This is a genomic window from Acidovorax sp. KPB24-07 (assembly GCF_057543315.1).
In genome coordinates, this window is sequence record NZ_BAAJYS010000066.1 from 1 (window position 1) to 16,727 (window position 16,727).

Genomic DNA, 16,727 nt, shown 5'->3' on the forward strand with positions numbered 1-16,727 from the left:
CAGCACCTGGGCGGCCACGGTCTGCCCCAGCTTTTGCACCACGCTGCGCCCGCCCGCGCCCTGGCGCCAGTCGCCGTCGAGCAGGCCGGCCAATTGCATGGTCAGCGTGCTGGCGCCGCGCGTGCGCTGGTTCCACAGGTTGCCCCAGGCGGCGGCCGACACCGCGTGCCAGTCCACGCCGCTGTGCTCGTAAAAGCGCTTGTCCTCGCTGAGCAGCAGCGCCGTGCGCAGCGCGGGCGACACCTCGGCCAGCGGCACCCATTGGCCGCGCCGCACGGTGGCATCGGTGCGCAGGCGCTGCAGCACCTCGCCCTCGCGCGAGAGCACCAGCGTGTCGGAGGGGCGATAGTCCGCACGCACCTCGTTGAAGGTGGGCAAGGCCCAGGCGGCCGGGGCGGCGATGCCGGCCAGACCCAGCGCGAGCAGCACCCGCCCCACGGCCACTGCGCCATGGCGGACGGTGGCGGTGCCGATACCGGTGGAGGCCTCGCGGCGGCCCCGCCCATTGCGACGCCAGGTGGCGATGCTGCGCACTACCGCGAGAAAGTCCATGGGCATGGGAAGAAGGAGGATGGGTCGGAGAAAAAGAGAGCGGAGGCCAGCCCGCAGGCCGGCGGCGACCGGGGATTGTCGCCTCCTCCCGTGACGCCGTCCCACCCGGCGTTGCACCGGGCGATGGCCACACCCCGGATCGCAGACGCAGGGCGGGCCCTTCCGATTCTCGCGCAGAAGCCGCCGCGCGCCGCGCAGGACCCGAACGGACCCTGGGGACTTTCGCGCACTGCGCCGCACCCTCGTGTAACCTTTGGCGCAACGCCACTTCGCTCCGGCATTGGTCACGGAGCCAGCTGGCGGGTCCTCTCCGGCGGGCCTTGGTGCCATGCCCCAGGGGACCTCCCGCTTTCATGTTCGCCGTGCTCCGGGCCGCAGCCCGCGCTGCGCTGGCGGGCCCTCCATGCGCCCTTCTGAACCGTGCGGCACACGCCCCGCACCTGCGCACCACCCCTTTGAAAGGCCACTGCTTTGCCTTGCTTTACCGCACCCCGCTTCCTGGCCGCTGCCATGGCAACCGCCGCCGGCCTGGCCGGCAGCACCGCGTTCGCCCAAGCCATGCCGCCGCGCCTGTCGGCCCCGCTGCCCACCACGCAGAACGCGATGATCAACAACACGCAGATCACGACGGACGATTTCCGGCAGGCCTACGTCAGCCAGACTCCGCAGGTGCGGCAGCAGGCCGAGCTCTACCTCACGGGCGTGCTCGACGCCACCGAGGGGCATGCGTGGTGCGGCTACCCCACGCTCAAGACCATCACCATCGACGAGCGCCTGTTCACCGAGCTGAAGAAGGTCGAAGGCCCGGCCCTGCAGCAACGCGCCTCCAAAACCCTGGTCGCCATCCTGTCCAAGCAATTCCCCTGCCGGAGCCCGCGTTGACCAAGCCCATCTTCGAGAACCTCAAGTCCCACCACTATTCCTCCGACCGCATGCAGCCGGCCCGGTTCATGGACGGCGACAGCGTGTACCGCGAGATCGGATACGACATGGGCCAGCTGAAGCGGCAGAACGCCGGCTACGAAAATACCTGCGCGGTCCGCATGAGCCTGGCGCTGCTGAAGTCGGGCACCGGCATCACCGGGCGCCTGAAGATCAAGGAGGGCCCACTCAAAGGCCGGTTCGTGGAGCCGGGCGCCAAATTGCTGGCCGACCAGCTCATGCAGCGCGGCGTATTGGGCTACCCGCAGATCCTCACGCCCGACAACGTGCAGGCAAAGATCCAGGGAAAGCGCGGCGTGATCTTCTTCTGGAAGATGGCCAGCTACAACGGCGGCCACATCGATCTGGTGGAGTCCACCAACGCGGCGGCCGTCTGCAGCTCGGCCTGCTATTTCGATTCCAAGGAAATCTGGTTCTGGCCGCTGGACTGACGGGCCGCAGCGCGGGCCACTTTGCGTGGCCGCGCGCCGCGCCCGGGGTCCGTCGTGGCGACCGCGTCGTCAGTTCTTGGTGGCCGCGTCCCAGTGCTCGGCGATCTTGCCGTTCTCGATGCGGAACATGTCGAACCAGGTCGTCGTGTATTTCTTGGTCGGGTCCTGCGGGTCCGTCATTTCGCGCACGAAGCTCAAAATGACCTTGTCGCCTTCGGCCGTGATCGCCACCAAAGGCGCCTTCACGCGCGGCTCGATGGGCGTGGGCGGCACGAACTGCGAGAAAAAGGCGATGAAGGCCGCGCGGCCCGTGGCCACCGTGGGGTTGTGCTGGATGTAGTCTTCGGCCATGTACTTGGGCGCCAGGTCCATGTGGCCCGCCTCGAACACCTCGCGCCAGAAGTTGTAGACCAGCCGCTTGTTCCACGCCAGCCGCCAGTCGTGGCTCATGAGCAGTTGCTCATGGTCCGGCTGCTCCACCACCGGCACCTGGGCGTGGGCCGCCACCGGCAGGACGATCGCCGCCGCGAGAACGCAGCGGGCCAATAGTTGCTTCATGAAACTCCCTTTCAGAATCGATGGACACGGCGGATTTATATCTGTCGGCCGCGCCGGCGGCGCAGGCTTGTCGATCTTTGTGGTGAGGCAATGTTTCAATCCTCAAATTTGCTCAGCGCCCGAGCCGAACGGCACGCGGTGGGGTATAGCCCCAAGGCTCTCCGGCAGGCCGTCATGGGCCGATCTCAGGCGCGCGCCGGCTCGGCCTGCGGGCCGCGTTCGCGCGGCGCCACACGCGCAGCACATGCCGGGCCGCGCGGGCCAGGGCTTCGTCAAGCGCGGTGCGCCAGTCCCTGGCCACCGACGAGACCACCACGGGGCCCGCGCCGTCGGTGCGCAGCTCGATCCGGCAGCGCTTGTCCACCCCGCCCCGGGGGCCGTTCACGTCGGCCAGCTGAATATCGGCACGCGGCACCTGCGCACTCAGGCGCCGGAGCACGAAGCGCACGCGGCGATCGACGGTATCGCGCATCGCGGTCGCTTCGGGATGGCGGGACTGGAAAAAAATCTGCATCAGCGTTCTCCTTCGTTGGAGCAGTCACCTTAGCCCGCGCGCCTGCAGGGACACAGCAGTTTTCCCCTGCCAACACCCTCTGAAAAACCTGCTGCCTTGCAGCCAGCCCGTCAGTCTCAAGGTTTCGGGTAAACCGATGCAGCCATCTCAGAAAACCTGCTTCTTCCATTGGCCACCCGGCCGCACATTCAAGGCTGTTACCACCACAGGAAACCCCGATGAATCGCCCCATGAAGCCATTGCCTCTTGTCTCCCACCTGCTCTCCTCCCTGCGCGCCCGGGCCCTGCTTTGGCTGCAGCAGGTGTCGCACGGCAGCGGCGCGTTGCGTGCACCGGTGCGCGTTCCCGTGCGGATCGACGCCGCACACCCTGCGCAGCCGACGCGCCACCGCCGCTACCGCGATTGACGCGGCCTGCTCGCCCAACACCGCTCGCCCCCACAACACTTCACAAAGGAACACCCCCATGCGCAGCTACCCCACCAACAGCCCCGAAGCAGCGGCCCGGATCGTCGGCCTGCTGCTGATCTCGGACGGCCACGTCAGCCGATCGGAAACGGACGCCCTGCAGCGGCTGGACATCGAACGCGAACTCGGACTGGCGCCCGGCGACTTCGCCCAGGTGCTGCACGCGCTGTGCGAAGACCTCTTGATGGGGGCGCGCGAGCGCCGCCTGCTGACCGGCAACCTCGACGAAGCCGCCCTGGCCGCCCTGATGGCCGAGGTGACCGAACCCGAACTGCAGCAGCGCGTGCTGCACTTCGCCTGCACGGCGGCGACCGCGGACCACCACCTAGCGGCCGCCGAGGCCTGGATCATGGAAGCCGCGCTCAAGCACTGGCGCATGGGCGAGGCATCCGATGCGCCCAAGGCCGCGCCGGTCGCAGCCGGCCTTTGAACAGGTCAGCGCACGGGCCCGTCGAAGGCTAGGCCGCGGCCACCGCGTGGGCCGCCGCGACCATCTGGCGCACCAGCGGATGGTGCTGCCCGCGCCGCGACCAGATGGCGTGCACCTCCTCGCCGATGTCGGGGCAATCGCCCAGCAGGCGCAGGCCCCGCACCAGCCCCACGTCCTGCGCGCCCAGCTGGCTCACGGGGAACACCCCGAGCCCGCGGGCCGCGAAGACCGCGAGCAGCGCGCTGTCTTCGAACTCACCCACCACCTGGGGCCGCACGCCAATTTCCTCGAACCAATGGTCCAGCGTGGACCGCAACGGCGAATGGGACGTGGGCAACAGCACGGGAAGGTCCTGCAGCGACTGGGGGAACCGGTCGCGCGCGTGTTTCCTGACCAGCGAGGCCGGCCCATACCACTGCAGCGTGGACCGCGCGATCCGCTCGCTGGTCAGGCGCTGGGTGGGATTGCGCGGCGCGGCCTGCCCGGCCAGCACCACGTCCAGCTGGTGCAGGGCCAGCTCGGACAGCAGCTCGTCGAACTCGCCCTCGTGGCACACCAGGCGAAGGTGGGGCGTGGCGAGCACCGGCTCCAGCAGGGCATGCGCCGCCAGCTTGGAAATGCCGTCCGACAACCCCACCGACAGCCGGGCGACCTTGGCGCTGGCCGCCTCCCGCACCTCGTCGGGAATGCCCTGCCCCAACTGGAAGATCTCTTCCGCCCGCGCATAGGCCGCCTGGCCCGCCTCGGTCAGCACCATGCCTCGGCCCGAGGGCTTGAGCAACTGGTGGCCCAGGTCCTTTTCCAGATCCCGCACCTGCGCGCTGATGGTCTGCACCGCCATCTCCAGGCGGTCCGCGGCGCGGGCGAAGCCGCCTTCCTTGGCGACCATCCAGAAATAGTAGAGATGGCGGTAGTTCAACATGCGGCCCCCGGATCGAAAAAACCGAATGCTATGTTCGATAAAAGCTGGTGTCCATCGAATGCCGCCATGGCCATACTGGGCGCTCGCCCATTCGAAAGGACAACCTCCATGTTTTATGCCATCAGCTGGTTTCTCTCTCTATCGCTTCTCGCTCTCTGGTCGCTGGCCTGCTGGGGCATGCATGCCATGGCGGTCTGGGCGGTGTCCAGCGCAGGCGCGCTGGCCGGGGGCACGTCTGCCATGAATGCCGTGGTGCTGCCGGAGTGGATCAGGGGCTGGATACCGCCCGAGCTGGCCCGGGAGTTGGCGGCCATGATCGCCTCCGCCGGCCCGATGGTTCAGGCGGCGCTGGACACCGTGCCCGCCTTGGCCGGCGCCGTGACCGTGCTGGCCTGGGCCTTGTGGGGCCTGGGCGCCTTGATCTTGCTGGCGGTGGCCTTCGGGGTGCACGTCCTGATCGCGCTGCTCAAGGGCCGGCGGACCGTGCACGGCACGCCGCGCGCCACGGTCGTCCAGTAACAGGCCCGAGCCCGGCCCCGGGCGCCCTGCGCCGGGGCCGGGCGGTGCTCACTGGTTGGAGATGATGGTGAGCAGATCGCCCCGGACGTCGGGGTTGTCGGTGTACTTCTTGTACAGCGGCGCCATGCGGCGCACATAGGGAGAGAAGTCGGACACAGTCACGAACTGCACGCCTTCCCTGGCCACATTCGCACGGGCCGAGACCACCCGCTTTTCCCACAGGTTGCGCATCAGCACGGCGGAGGCCTTGCCCGCTTTCTGGAAGGTCTGCTGGTCCTGCGCGCTCAGCCGGTTCCAGAGCTTGGTGGACACCACCAGGGCCTCGGGCGAGATGGTGTGCTGGTCCAGCAGCATGTATTTGGCCAGCTTGTAGTGGCCGGTCGATTCGTAGGAGACCAGGTTGCCCTCGGCGCAATCGATGGTGCCGTTGCGAAAGCTGTCGAGCACTTCCTTGTAGGGGACGACCACGGGGGTGGCGCCGAGCAGCTTCACCATCTCGATGGAGGTTTCCGACTGCTGCACGCGCACCCGCTGGCCAGCCAGGTCTTCGCGCCGGGTGATCGGCTTGTTGGCGCAGTAGAACGAGCGCGCGCCGCCGTTGTACCAGCCCAGGACCACGAAGCCGGAGGCCTTCAGCTTCTCGGACAGGCGCTCGCCCATGGCGCCGTCGAGGTAGCGGAACATGTGGGCGGCATCGCCGAACAGGAAGGGCAGGTTGAACGCCTGCAGGCCCGGCGCGGCCTCGGCCAGCGGGCCCAGGTTGAATTCGGCCAGGTCGATCTCGCCGGCCTTCATCATCGTGACCGCCTTGCCCTGATCGCCCAGCACCGCATCGGAAAACAGCTTGATGGTGTAGCGGCCCTGGGTGGAGGCTTCCACCTCGCTGATGAAGCTTTTCATCGCCTCGGTGACCGGGTAGCCGTCGGGGTGGGTGTTCCAGGCCCGCAGCGGCGTCTGGGCCCCCGCGGGTACCGACGCCGCCATGGCCATCACCGCCGCCGATGCAAGCATCGGAAAATTCATCTTGCGCATCGTGTCCCCCAAGTGTTCGAAACATGCCTGTCCGCCAGCACGGCATCGTGCCCTGGCAGCGCATTTCGCTGAGGGGCGCGCCAGCATGGCCTGCGCATTCTCCGAGGGGGGCTCAGCCGTAGCAAGCGCTTCGCACGAGAGGTGCGACGGGCAAACCACAACCGCTCGAAAGGGGCAGTTGGCGAGGGGAGCGGGATGTGATAGCCCAGGCGCTTAACGTTGCCGCGCCGGCTTCTCGAACGGCTTACTTGCAGCGCAGATCGAGCGTCTTGCGGGCGTCGATGCGGTAGTCGCAGCGTTCCACTTTCTGGGTCAATTCAACATCCACCGTGCGCGCATCGGCGTAATGGCAGCGCACGTTGACGGTGCGCCCCGCCGCATACACGTACCCGAGCTGCCAGTGCCCCGCGCGCTCCTTCGCGACGTCGGGCACCAGGGTTGCCAGGTCTTCGACCGGGCCGTCGAACACATCGACCTGCCGCAAGGGCTGGCCGGGTTGCGCGGGGCAGACCCCGGCGGCCTGCGAGGTCGGCATGCCGCCGTTGGCTGCGGCGAACAGCAGCACACCCAGGATCGGCCGGGCCCATGGCATGGGCAAGCGTGTGCAGCGCGCACAGCCCGCTCAGCGGGCGGCGGCTTCCACCTTCACCCGGGCGTTGGGCGTCTCGCCGAACATCTCGGGCGCGTACATGGCTTCCACGCGGCTCGGGGGCAGTGCGAAGTCGCCCACGTTGTTCAGCCGCACGGTGTATTCCGCCTTGATGGTGCCCTTGGGCAGGTACTCGTAGTAGCTGCGGTAGGCCTCGAAGCTGCGCTCCTCGAAGGCCGCCCAGGCGCTGCCCGAGCGCTTCTCGCCCTGCGTGGCGATCTCGGAATCGCGCCCCAGGCCGCTGCCCAGGATGGTGGCGCCGCCCGGGATCGGGTCGGTCAGGGCCACCCAGGTCATGTCGGCGCTGGCGTTCACCTCCAGCGTCACGCGCAGCACGTCGCCGCGCGTGTACTTGCCGGGCACGGCCTGCTCGACCGGGGTGATGGTCTTCTTGATGGCGTAGCCGGCCGCGAACGGCGCCTTGAGCTGGATGGCCGCGACCGACTGCAGCGTGAGCCATGGCTTTCCGGTGCCCTGGTGGGTGACCGCCAGGTTCTCCTTGCCGCCCGTGGGCGACCAGGGCAGGAACATGCTGTTGTTCTTGAAGTTGCCGGGCGATGCGGGTGCGCCGAACCAGGTGGTCTGGTGCGCAGCGCCCGTGGCGTCGCTCGCCTTCACGCGCTCGACCTTCGCCCAGTCCACGCTGGCGTTGCCACTGCCCAGGGCCGCGCGGGTGAGGCCCGCGACGGGCGTGGCCTCGAACTTGGCGCTGAATTTCTCCAGCGCCAGTCCGCCCCACAGGTTGGCGGTGGTGGTGTGCCATGCGCCGTTCTGCTGGCGGCTGATGAAGCCGTTGGCCAGGCGACCCATGTCGTCCTTCCAGGCCGGGTCGTCCATCACCGCGAGCATGAGGCGGGCGGTGTTGACGTCACCGTTCTGCATCAGCCACCACCAGTAGTCGTCGCGCTCGGTGCTGAAGATGACTTTGGTGCCCTGGTAGCTCAGGCGGGCCTTCAGCACCTGCGTGGCCTCGGCCAGCCGCTGGTCCCGCTGGGGCACGTCGTTCACGCGCTTGAGGATGTTCAGCCAGTCGATCACCGTGTGCGTGGGCCACTGGTTGGGCGCGATGGTGACGCTGCCCAGCATGCGGCCGGAGGCCTTGCCGTAGCGCGACAGCGCCTCGATGGCCGCGATCTTGCGCATGTCCAGGTCCTTGCGCGGGCTCCAGAAGTCGCGCTGGATGCGCCCTTCCACGAACGCGGTCAGACCGCGCTCCATGGCGGCACGGGCCTCGTCCGGCAGGGCGAACTCGGGGTGCAGGCTGGCGGCTTCGTGCGCCGCCGACAGCAGGTAGGCCGTGAGCGTGTCGCTGCCCCGGTTGGCGCTGCCGGCCTGGGGCGGGAAGTAGTTGGCCAGGCCATCGGCGTCCAGGTAGGTGGGCAATTGCGCCACCACGGTCTGCCAGAGGGTGCCGTCGCGCAGGCCCACGGCCTTGCTGGTCTTTTGCTCCAGGCAAGCGAAGGGGTAGTTGGCGAACCAGTCGCGCACGCCGGGCAGGCCTTCGGCCAGCTTGGGCTGCAGCGACATCTTCAGCCCGCCGCGGCCCGGCAGCGCATCGGCCGGCGGGTTCACGTCCAGGTTGAAGCTGCCATCCACCTGCACCAGCGTGGCCTGCTGCACCGTGAGCGGCACCGCGGGGATGATGCGCTGGGTGGCCTTGAGCGCGTCGCGCGCGCCGTTGGCGCCCGCGGTGTCACGGGCTTCGATCTCCCACAGGATCGCCTCGGTGCGCGTCTGCGCCAGCTGCGCGGGGGCGGTCACGGTCCAGGCCACCTCGCGGGATTCGCCGGGCGGGATGTCCACGCTCTGCTTGTCCAGCTGCAGCAGGGTGGCGCGGGCGGCCACCTCCACCTTCATCGCGGCCTGGGTCGTGTTGCGCAGGGTGATCTGGGCGCGGAACTGATCGTCCTCGCGCACCAGCGGCGGCAGGCCGCTGATGATCTGCAGGTCCTGCGTGGCGCGGATCTGGGTCGCGCCGGTGCCGAACAGGCCCGTGCCGGCATCGGCGACGGCCACGATCTTGAACGTGGTGAGTGCATCGTTGAGCGGCACGGTCACCTTGGCCTGGCCGTTGGCATCGAGCTGGATCGCGGGCTGCCACAGCAGCAGCGTGTCGAGCAACTCGCGCGCCTGGCTGTGGCCGCCCCCGCCGCCCGCTGGCACGGCCTTGCGGCCGTAATGGCGCCGGCCGATGATTTCCATCTGCGCGGTGGAGGTCTGAACGCCCCAGGAGCGGCGCTGCAGCATGGCATCGAGCAGGTTCCAGCTGGTGTTGGGCATCAGCTCCAGCAGCGCCTGGTCCACGGCGGCCAGGGCCACCTCGGCGCCGGCCGCAGGCTTGCCACCGGGCAGCGTGGCGGTGATGGTGACCTGCGCCTTGCCGCGCACGGGGTAGCTTTCCTTGTCGGCCACCACCTTCACCTGGATCTGGTGGGCCTGCGTGCCCACGCGGATCTCGGCCACGCCCAGGCGGTAGGCGGGCTTGGACAGATCGACCATGGCGGTGGGCGCGACGTATTCCTTGCCCTCGTACCAGAAGGCGCTCCACCACTCGGTCGGCGCCTTGAAGCCCCAGGTGAAAAAGCTGTACCACGGCACCTCGCGCAGGCGGCCGCGCAGGGCCAGCACGCTCACATAGACGTTGGGGCCCCAGCCCTCCTCGATCTTGACCTGCACGGTCGGGTCCTGGCCGTTGAGCTGCACCACGCGCGTGTCGATGATGCCTTCGCGCTCCACGCTCACCAGCGCCGTGGCCTGGCGAAACGGCATGCGCACCTGCAGCTTGGCGGTCTCGCCGGGCTGGTAGGTTTTCTTTTCGGGCAGCAGGTCGATGCGGTCGTGGTCTTCGCCGCCGAACCAGATCTCGCCCTGGCGCGTGACCCAGACGGACGAGGCTGCCTCGGACGTGTTGCCGTCCTTGTCGCGCGCGGTGGCCACCAGCTCCACTTCGCCGGCTTCTTCGAGCTTGGTCTCGCACAGCAGCAGGCCGCGCGAATCGCTCTTGCCCGTGCAGACGGTGCCCAGGTCTTTGGTTTCGGTCTTGTTGTCGTAGCTGTAGAAGCCGCCCACCATGCGCTTGCGGCTGGTGGTGGTGATGCGGGCGATGGCCTGCACCTGCAGCGGAACGCCCTCCTGCACCTTGCCGTCCAGCCCCAGCGCGAGCGCCTGGAAGCGGATCTTCTGCGCGGCGGAGACCCAGCCTTCGGTCTTGATGCCGGCCACCACGGCGGCAGGCCACAGGGTCTGCGTGCTGCGCAGCGTCTGCACCTCGCCGCTCGGGTCGGCGTAGGTGGCCTCCAGCACCAGCTCCTGTGGCCGGCGCGCCAGGGGCACGTTGTCGATGGACAGCTTGCCGGCCCCGTTCTTGTCCAGCGTCAGCGCGAGCTTGTCGGCGATGACGCGGGCGTCCTGGCCGGCGGCCGCCTCTTCGTCGTCGCTGTGGCTTTGCGACTGCGCGCCGCGCTGGTTGGGGGGCATGAAGCTGAAGGCGTCGAAATCGCTCCACTGGGCGGATTTGCCGCGCACCAGCGCCGACACGCGCACGGGCAGGTTGGCGGCGCCGCCACCGGCCACGTAGTTCACCTGCACGTCGGTGGGCACCGAGCGCACGCGCACCAGGGGCTTCTTGTCGGTGGGCGTGATGCGGCCTTCCAGCACGGGCAGGCGGAACTCCTCGACCCGGAACTGGCCCGATTCGAAGCTGTTGCGGCTGTGCGAGCCACCCTGCAGCTGCACCTGGTACACGCCGAGCTTGGCGGCAGGGGGCACGGCGAAGGTGTTCTCGGCGCTCAGGCCACCCGTGGCGGTCTTGCGCCAGGTGAGGTCCTGCGTGTATTGCTGGCCGCTGCCCACGTGGGTGATGACCAGGGTGTCGGGCTGCTCGTCCGGCAGGCCGAAACCCTTGCGGTTCTCGGTGCGCAACAGGTGCTTCATCGACACGGTTTCGCCGGCGCGCAGCAGCGTGCGGTCGAACACGGTGTGGGCCCGCTCGTCGGGGCGGGGCTCCATGCTGGTGGGCAGGTTGAAGCGCCAGGGCTCGATGCCGCGCTGCCAGTCGCTCCAGGTGAAGGCCATGTCCTGCGCGCCATCGGCGCCCGGAGCGCGCGCACTCACGAAGTAGGCCTGCTCGCCGCCATCGTCACCCTGGCACGACGGCGGCTCGGGCGAGAGGCCGTCGAACAGCGCCACGCCCTGCGCATTGGTGGTGCCCGTGGCCAGTTCGCGGCCGTTGCAGTCGGACACGCGCACCTTGGCGCCCGCCACCACCTGGCCCTTGTCCAGCGTGGTCACCCAGGCGGCCGAATTCTCGCGGCCGAGCTTGAAATGAACCCCCAGATTGGTCACCAGCGCCGAGGTGCGCACATACATGGTGCGGCCTTCGCCGTGGCGTTCGTCCAGCAGCGACTTGCCGAGCAGCGGCGAGGCGATCTCCACCACATGGAAGCCCGTGGGCAGCGGAATGCCCACCACCTCGAAGGGCCGCGGGTCGTTGTTGACCGGCTTGGGCAGGTCCAGCGTCTTCACGCCGCCCTGGCCGGACAGCAGCGAGACCATGCGCGACTGCACGTACTCGCTGCTGTCGCTCTCCAGCGCAGCGGGCAGCGCGCCCTTCACGTCGCGGCGGGCGCTCTTGCGGCTCACTAAGTAGCCGTCGTAGCGGCGCACCTTGCGGTACCAGGCAATGATGTCGGCGTCGCTGCCGGGCTGCAGGGTGCTCACCTTGGCGGGCGCCGCGCCATCGGCGGGCTTGCCGGCGTCCAGGCCCTGGACCTTGAGCGCGGCCTCGACGTTGCGCAAGGTCACGGGCAGCAAGGCGGGCTCCTTGGGGCCCTCCGCATAGCGCTCCACCACGCCGAATGGCGAGGCGGCGAACTTGGCCAGGGGCGGCATGGCCCCCGTTCCCACCTTGAGCGGGAAGCTGTCGGCATTGCGCAGCGTGCGGCCCGAGGCGTCCTTGAAGTCCTTGGGCAATTGCACCGTGAAGGCCGTCTGCGCCGTGAAGGGCGGGTCGAAGCGCACGCCGTTCACCACGGTGTCGCCATCGCCCTCACCGTCGATCCGGGGCTTGAGCGTTTCCTTGTCCGAGCGCAGGCGCACCGCCTCGGCCAGCTTGCGCGGCACGGGTGCGTTGAACGACAGGAACATCGGGCGGATCGGCAGGCAGGCCGACTGGGCGTTCTCGCGCTCGCAGCGGAAATCGGCGGCGAAGGGCTCGCGCACCTTGTACTCGTAGCGCTTTTCGATGGTGTTGCCGACGCCGCTCGGCGTGGCCACGCCCTTGCCGAAGACGAGTTGCACCCGCCCGCCCGAGGTCAACCGCCGGTTGCAGGCCAGGGTGACGTATTTGAGCGGCTCCTTGGCGGCTGTTTTGTCCAGGCCCTGGGAGGCCAGCAGCCCCTCGCGCTGGGCGCCTTCGATCAGGCGCACCGGAACCCGCTCGCCCACGCCATCGGCCACGCACCAGACGTTGGCCTGCACGCTGGCCAGGGTCGCCGGGCCGTTCAACTGCAGCATGAAGAACTGCTCTTCGTCGATGGGCTGGTAGGTGCCGGGGCGGATGTTCTGGACGTACGGGCCGCCGGTATTGAATGCATAGCTCTTCGTGCCCGACAGCTCGGCGCCGGCGGCCGATTTGAACCCCGACTTCACCTGGGCCGTGCAGCGCACGCCGGGCGGCAGGTCGCCCTTGAAGTCGTAGACCCATTCGCGCTCGCTGGTCCAGCGGCCCGTGCCCTGGCCGGCTTCGGCGTCGGAGCAGCTCACGGAGAGCGGGGCCGGGGCCTTGGGGTCGCCGAAATTGACCGCCGGGCCGTCGAACTTGGCCACCGCCTGCCGGACGCGGGACACCTCGCCCTGGGGCGAGAAGCTGATGATGGACAGCGCGTGGGCCTGCGCGGCCGCGCCGAGGGCCACGGCCAGCGCCAGGGCGCGGAAGGAATGCGTTGTTGTTGTCATGGCTTTTGCAAAAACGGCGACGGGCCGACCCACCGGACCAGTACCCGCTCGAACCCGGCAGCGTAGCCCATCGGCAGGCGGCGAACCACCAGCGCAGTGACGCAGTTGTAAATGGCCTACACCGCCCAGCCCACTCCGTCCGTGAGAATGGTTTCAATTCCACCCCGGGCGCGCCCATGCCACCCCCCTCCTCCACCCGCCGCTGGGAAATCGATGCCGTCCGGGGCCTGATGCTCGCCCTGATGACCGTCACGCACCTGCCCACCCGGCTCACGCAGCCGCTGGGGCAGCCGTTTGGCTTCGTCTCGGCGGCCGAGGGCTTCGTGCTGCTCTCGGCGTACATGGCCGGCATGGTCTACGGCCGGCTCGCCTGGCGCAAGACCGTGGCGGACATGCGCCAGGCCTTCTGGCGCCGCGCCCTCAAGATCTATGGCTGCCAGGCGGCCACGCTGCTGTTCCTGTTCACGGTGATCGCCTTCATCGGCATCCGTGTGGACGAGCCCGCCATCAAGGGCATGATGACCTTCTACCTGCTGCACCCGCTGGAGGCCCTGGTGGGCGGGCTGCTGCTGGTGTACGAACCGCCGCTGCTGGACATCCTGCCGCTGTACGTGCTGTTCATGCTGGCCAGCCCCTGGCTGATGACGTTCGCGCTGCGCCGCGGCTGGGCGCCGATCATGGCCGGCAGCGTGCTGCTGTGGGTGCTGGCCCAGTTCGGGCTGTCGCGCTGGTTCTATGACGGCTTCGCGGCGGTGCTGCCCATGCCGATCCCCTTCACCGAAACCGGCGCCTTCGTGATGTGGAGTTGGCAGTTCCTGTGGGTGCTGGGCCTGTGGATGGGCGCGAGCCGCAACGACCCTGAGGCGCCGCCGTTCGAGTTCCCGCGCTGGTCGCTGTGGGTGGCCGGCGCCATCGCCGTGGTGTGCATGGTGTGGCGGCATGTGGTCGGCCAGGTGCCGTTCGGAGACGCCAACCCGCAACTCAACCTGCTGTTCGACAAATGGGCCCTGGGCCCGCTGCGCCTGATCGATCTGATGGCCCTCACGGCACTGACCATCCGCTTCGGGCCGGCGCTGGCCGCGAAGCTGCCGCGCCAGCACTGGCTGGAAACCCTGGGCGCGGCCTCGCTGCCGGTGTTCTGCGCCCACCTGGTGGTGGTGCTGCTCACCCTGGTGTTCATGGGAGCGGACTACGAGCGGCCCTGGCCGCAGGACATCGCCCTGCTGATCGCCTGTTTTGCCACCCTCTATGCCGTGGCCCGCGTGAGCCTGTGGGTGGACAAGCCGCCCAACGACGATGGTCGCCCGGTGCAGCCCGCGCCCGATGCAGGCGGCGCGCCCTCAGCCGCGGCAGCCAGCGGTGCCAGTGCCGCCGGCCAGGACGACCTGAATGCGGCTCAGCGCCCGGTGCTCACCCGCACCAGTGCGGGGTTGCCGGTGGCCACCGTGGCGGCAGGCATGGCGGCCGTGGCGGTAGTGGGCGAAGCGCCGCCCGCCTGCATCGCGGGGGCCGGCGCCACGAACGCGCCGATCACCGTGCGCCACAGGTCGTAGCCGGCATCGTTCATGTGCAGGCGGTCGGGGCCGAAAAGTTCTGCCCGCGGCTGCCCGGAGGCATCGAGCATGGCCGAGAAGACGTCGATGTAATCGCTGTTGGGCACGGTGCGCACGTACTGCGCCAGCAGGGCGTTGGCCTGCTGCATCTGGGGCATCAGCGCCACGCGCGAAGGGCTGGGCTTGATGGAGATGTAGCTGATGCGGGTGTCGGGGAGTTCGGCGCGCACGGTCTGCACGAAGGAGCGGAAGCTCTCCAGGATCTGCTCGGGCGTGCGGCCCTCGGCCAGATCGTTGTCGCCGGCATAGACCATCACATGGCGCGGGCGGTACTGGAGCACCAGGTTTTTCACGAAATGGTTGCAGTCCGCCATGGTGGAGCCGCCGAAGCCGCGGTTGATCACCACGGGCAACTGGCGGAAGTCCTCCGCCACGTCGGTCCAGAAACGGATGGTCGAGCTGCCGACGAAGAGGACGCCGCCGGCCTGCGGGAGCCGTTCCTTGTCGGCTGCGGCGAAGGCGTCCATGCTGGACTGCCAGCGCGCATAGGCCGAGGGCGACGTGGCGGCAGCCGACGGCGCGGTAGAGTCGGCGGGGTTCGCCTGCGCGGCGAATCCCGCACAGGCCAGGGCCAGGGTCACAAGGGAACGCGTCGGGAAAGCCCGAAGAGAATGCATGGCGACTCCAAAAAGGACTGCAGCGGCGTGTGAGCGATTGTGCTGGCCTGCGTTCCGCAAGCATACAATTTTTACAAATTTACACCAACACCGGCCGCCGGGTTTCCATCGACATGCCTTCCGCTTCCCAGGCCCCAGCGGGCCCCGTGCCGTTCTGGCACCGGCTCAACCAGTTCTTCGCTTTCCCCCTGCAGCGCAAGCCGCTGTTCTACAGCACCGTGCTGGCCGTGTGCAGCATGCTGTACGGCGTGCTGTTCTTCCTGCCGGACGTGCTGGCCGTGCTGCTGATCGAGGTCGGCATCCTGCTGGCCGCGTCGCGCTACGGCTTCAAGGTGGTGGCGATGGGCTCGCGTGGCCTGCAGCGCGCCGAGGATTTCCCCGACCGGCTGGACGACGAGTGGACCGCCCTGCCCTGGAAGCTGTTCGGCATCCTGCTCGTGCAGGGCATCGTGGTGGGGTGGCTGCAGCGGGTCAGCACGGGCCTGGCGGAACTCGCCTGGCTGGCCGTGAGCTTCCTGCTGCCGGCCACCATGATCCTGCTGGTGCAGACGGGCAGCCTGTTCGCGTCGCTGAACCCCGCCGCCGCCTGGGGCGTGGTGCGCATCATCGGCTGGCCCTATGGACTGCTGTGCTTTTTCCTGTTTTTGCTCAGCCAGGGCGCGGCCATCGCGCTGGCGCTGCTGATGCCGCTGTTCAAGGGCTGGCTGCTGCTGCCACTGGGCAACTGGCTGTTCATCTACTTCGGCTGGGTGATGTGCAGCCTGCTGGGCTACGCCATGTACCAGAACCACGAGGCCTTCGGCATCGACCTGCTGCCCGGCGGCGGGCTGGACGACGATGCCCCGCCCGACCGGCGCACGCCCCGGCAGATCGCGCAGGAGGCGACCGACGCGCTGGTGGCCCAGCAGATCACCGACGGCGACCTAGCCAGCGCCCTGGGCACGGCCTACGAAGACCAGCGCATGCATGGGGATGAATTGCCCGCCCAGCGCCGCTACCACCGCGTGTTGGCGCTGACCGACAAGACCGACACCCTGCTGCTGCATGCCCAGCGCTTCATCCCGCTGCTGCTGAACGCGGGCCAGACGACCGAGGCGCTCAAGGCGTTCGTCACCTGCCGCGAGCGCGACGCCCAGTTCGTGATTTCGGACCCAGGCCACACCCTGGCCCTGGCCAACACGGCGTGGAACGGCGGCGATGCTAGGCAGGCCATCGCGCTGCTGGGCGGGTTCGACCGGCGCTTCAAGGGGCATGCGCTGGTGCCCAAGGCCTACGAACTGGTCGCCCGCGTGCTGCTGCAGGGCATGAACCGCCCCGACATGGCCCTCAAGGTGCTCGCCACCCTGCAGGCGCGGCATGCGGACAGCCCTTCGGTGGCGGAGGTGCAATGGCTGCTGCGCGCCCATTTGCCGCAGCCGGCAGCGGCAGGCGGTCAAGCGCCCTCCACGCCTTGAGGCGACGCAGGCAGGCGCCATCGATTTGCTACTAAATTAATAGCAATATGCCCTAGTACTGATTGTGCTGGA

14 protein-coding genes and 1 pseudogene are annotated in these 16,727 nt (G+C 68.7%); 7 read left to right on the forward strand and 8 right to left on the reverse strand.

The genetic code is table 11. From position 1 onward, the window contains the following. On the reverse strand, window positions 1-438 hold a 438-nt coding region (locus AC27IQ_RS09970; protein WP_487089376.1), incomplete at its 3' end, for a transglycosylase domain-containing protein. 624 nt (window positions 439-1,062) lie between these two features. Here AC27IQ_RS09970 and AC27IQ_RS09975 point away from each other — a divergent pair. Then, on the forward strand, window positions 1,063-1,434 hold the full coding sequence (locus AC27IQ_RS09975) for a Rap1a/Tai family immunity protein (protein ID WP_487089368.1): 372 nt from the start codon (window positions 1,063-1,065) through the stop codon (window positions 1,432-1,434). Next, window positions 1,431-1,925: a T6SS effector amidase Tae4 family protein gene (locus AC27IQ_RS09980; protein ID WP_284429022.1), complete on the forward strand. Its 495-nt coding sequence runs from the start codon at window positions 1,431-1,433 to the stop codon at window positions 1,923-1,925. The genes AC27IQ_RS09975 and AC27IQ_RS09980 overlap by 4 nt, the downstream gene beginning before the upstream one ends. Window positions 1,926-1,994: 69 nt before the next feature. On the opposite strand, the gene AC27IQ_RS09985 is transcribed toward AC27IQ_RS09980, so the two are convergent. Both AC27IQ_RS09985 and AC27IQ_RS09990 read right to left on the reverse strand, forming a co-directional pair. Beyond that, the gene (locus tag AC27IQ_RS09985) at window positions 1,995-2,483 is read right to left on the reverse strand and encodes a nuclear transport factor 2 family protein (protein WP_272564504.1); all 489 of its coding nucleotides are present in this window, start codon (window positions 2,481-2,483) and stop codon (window positions 1,995-1,997) included. A gap of 172 nt (window positions 2,484-2,655) precedes the next feature. Continuing rightward, window positions 2,656-2,997, reverse strand: a complete 342-nt coding sequence (locus AC27IQ_RS09990) for an HPF/RaiA family ribosome-associated protein (protein ID WP_487089369.1) — start codon at window positions 2,995-2,997, stop codon at window positions 2,656-2,658. A gap of 230 nt (window positions 2,998-3,227) precedes the next feature. Between AC27IQ_RS09990 and AC27IQ_RS09995 the strand changes: the two genes are divergently transcribed. Both AC27IQ_RS09995 and AC27IQ_RS10000 read left to right on the forward strand, forming a co-directional pair. After that, on the forward strand, window positions 3,228-3,404 hold the full coding sequence (locus AC27IQ_RS09995) for an arylamine N-acetyltransferase family protein (protein ID WP_284429024.1): 177 nt from the start codon (window positions 3,228-3,230) through the stop codon (window positions 3,402-3,404). A 58-nt stretch (window positions 3,405-3,462) separates the two neighbouring features. Then, a complete protein-coding gene (locus AC27IQ_RS10000) occupies window positions 3,463-3,894 on the forward strand; it encodes a TerB family tellurite resistance protein (protein WP_284394985.1) in 432 nt (143 codons plus the stop codon). Between the two features lie 28 nt (window positions 3,895-3,922). Here the strand turns inward: AC27IQ_RS10000 and AC27IQ_RS10005 are convergent, their stop codons facing one another. Further along, entirely contained in the window at window positions 3,923-4,816 is an 894-nt protein-coding gene (locus tag AC27IQ_RS10005; RefSeq protein ID WP_487089370.1) for a LysR substrate-binding domain-containing protein, read from the reverse strand. A gap of 108 nt (window positions 4,817-4,924) precedes the next feature. Here AC27IQ_RS10005 and AC27IQ_RS10010 point away from each other — a divergent pair, with 108 nt between their 5' ends. Beyond that, window positions 4,925-5,335 (forward strand): hypothetical protein, encoded by a 411-nt coding sequence (locus AC27IQ_RS10010; protein ID WP_284429026.1) that lies wholly within the window; start codon window positions 4,925-4,927, stop codon window positions 5,333-5,335. A gap of 48 nt (window positions 5,336-5,383) precedes the next feature. Here AC27IQ_RS10010 and AC27IQ_RS10015 read toward each other — a convergent pair whose 3' ends face one another. The 3 genes from AC27IQ_RS10015 to AC27IQ_RS10025 form a co-directional block, all read right to left on the reverse strand. After that, on the reverse strand, window positions 5,384-6,346 hold the full coding sequence (locus AC27IQ_RS10015) for a TRAP transporter substrate-binding protein (RefSeq protein ID WP_487089371.1): 963 nt from the start codon (window positions 6,344-6,346) through the stop codon (window positions 5,384-5,386). Between the two features lie 265 nt (window positions 6,347-6,611). Next, the gene (locus AC27IQ_RS10020) at window positions 6,612-6,959 is read right to left on the reverse strand and encodes an STY0301 family protein (protein WP_487089372.1); all 348 of its coding nucleotides are present in this window, start codon (window positions 6,957-6,959) and stop codon (window positions 6,612-6,614) included. Window positions 6,960-6,989: 30 nt separating this feature from the next. Continuing rightward, window positions 6,990-12,971, reverse strand: coding sequence for an alpha-2-macroglobulin family protein (locus AC27IQ_RS10025; protein WP_487089373.1), 5,982 nt, complete (start codon window positions 12,969-12,971; stop codon window positions 6,990-6,992). Between the two features lie 176 nt (window positions 12,972-13,147). On the opposite strand from AC27IQ_RS10025, the pseudogene AC27IQ_RS10030 reads away from it, so the two are divergent. After that, window positions 13,148-14,290, forward strand: a pseudogene (locus AC27IQ_RS10030) (OpgC domain-containing protein); the annotation flags it as partial. A 77-nt stretch (window positions 14,291-14,367) separates the two neighbouring features. Here AC27IQ_RS10030 and AC27IQ_RS10035 read toward each other — a convergent pair. Continuing rightward, entirely contained in the window at window positions 14,368-15,201 is an 834-nt protein-coding gene (locus tag AC27IQ_RS10035) for an SGNH/GDSL hydrolase family protein (protein WP_487089374.1), read from the reverse strand. A 113-nt stretch (window positions 15,202-15,314) separates the two neighbouring features. On the opposite strand from AC27IQ_RS10035, the gene AC27IQ_RS10040 reads away from it, so the two are divergent. After that, window positions 15,315-16,655: a tetratricopeptide repeat protein gene (locus AC27IQ_RS10040; protein WP_487089375.1), complete on the forward strand. Its 1,341-nt coding sequence runs from the start codon at window positions 15,315-15,317 to the stop codon at window positions 16,653-16,655. Window positions 16,656-16,727 lie beyond the last annotated feature (72 nt).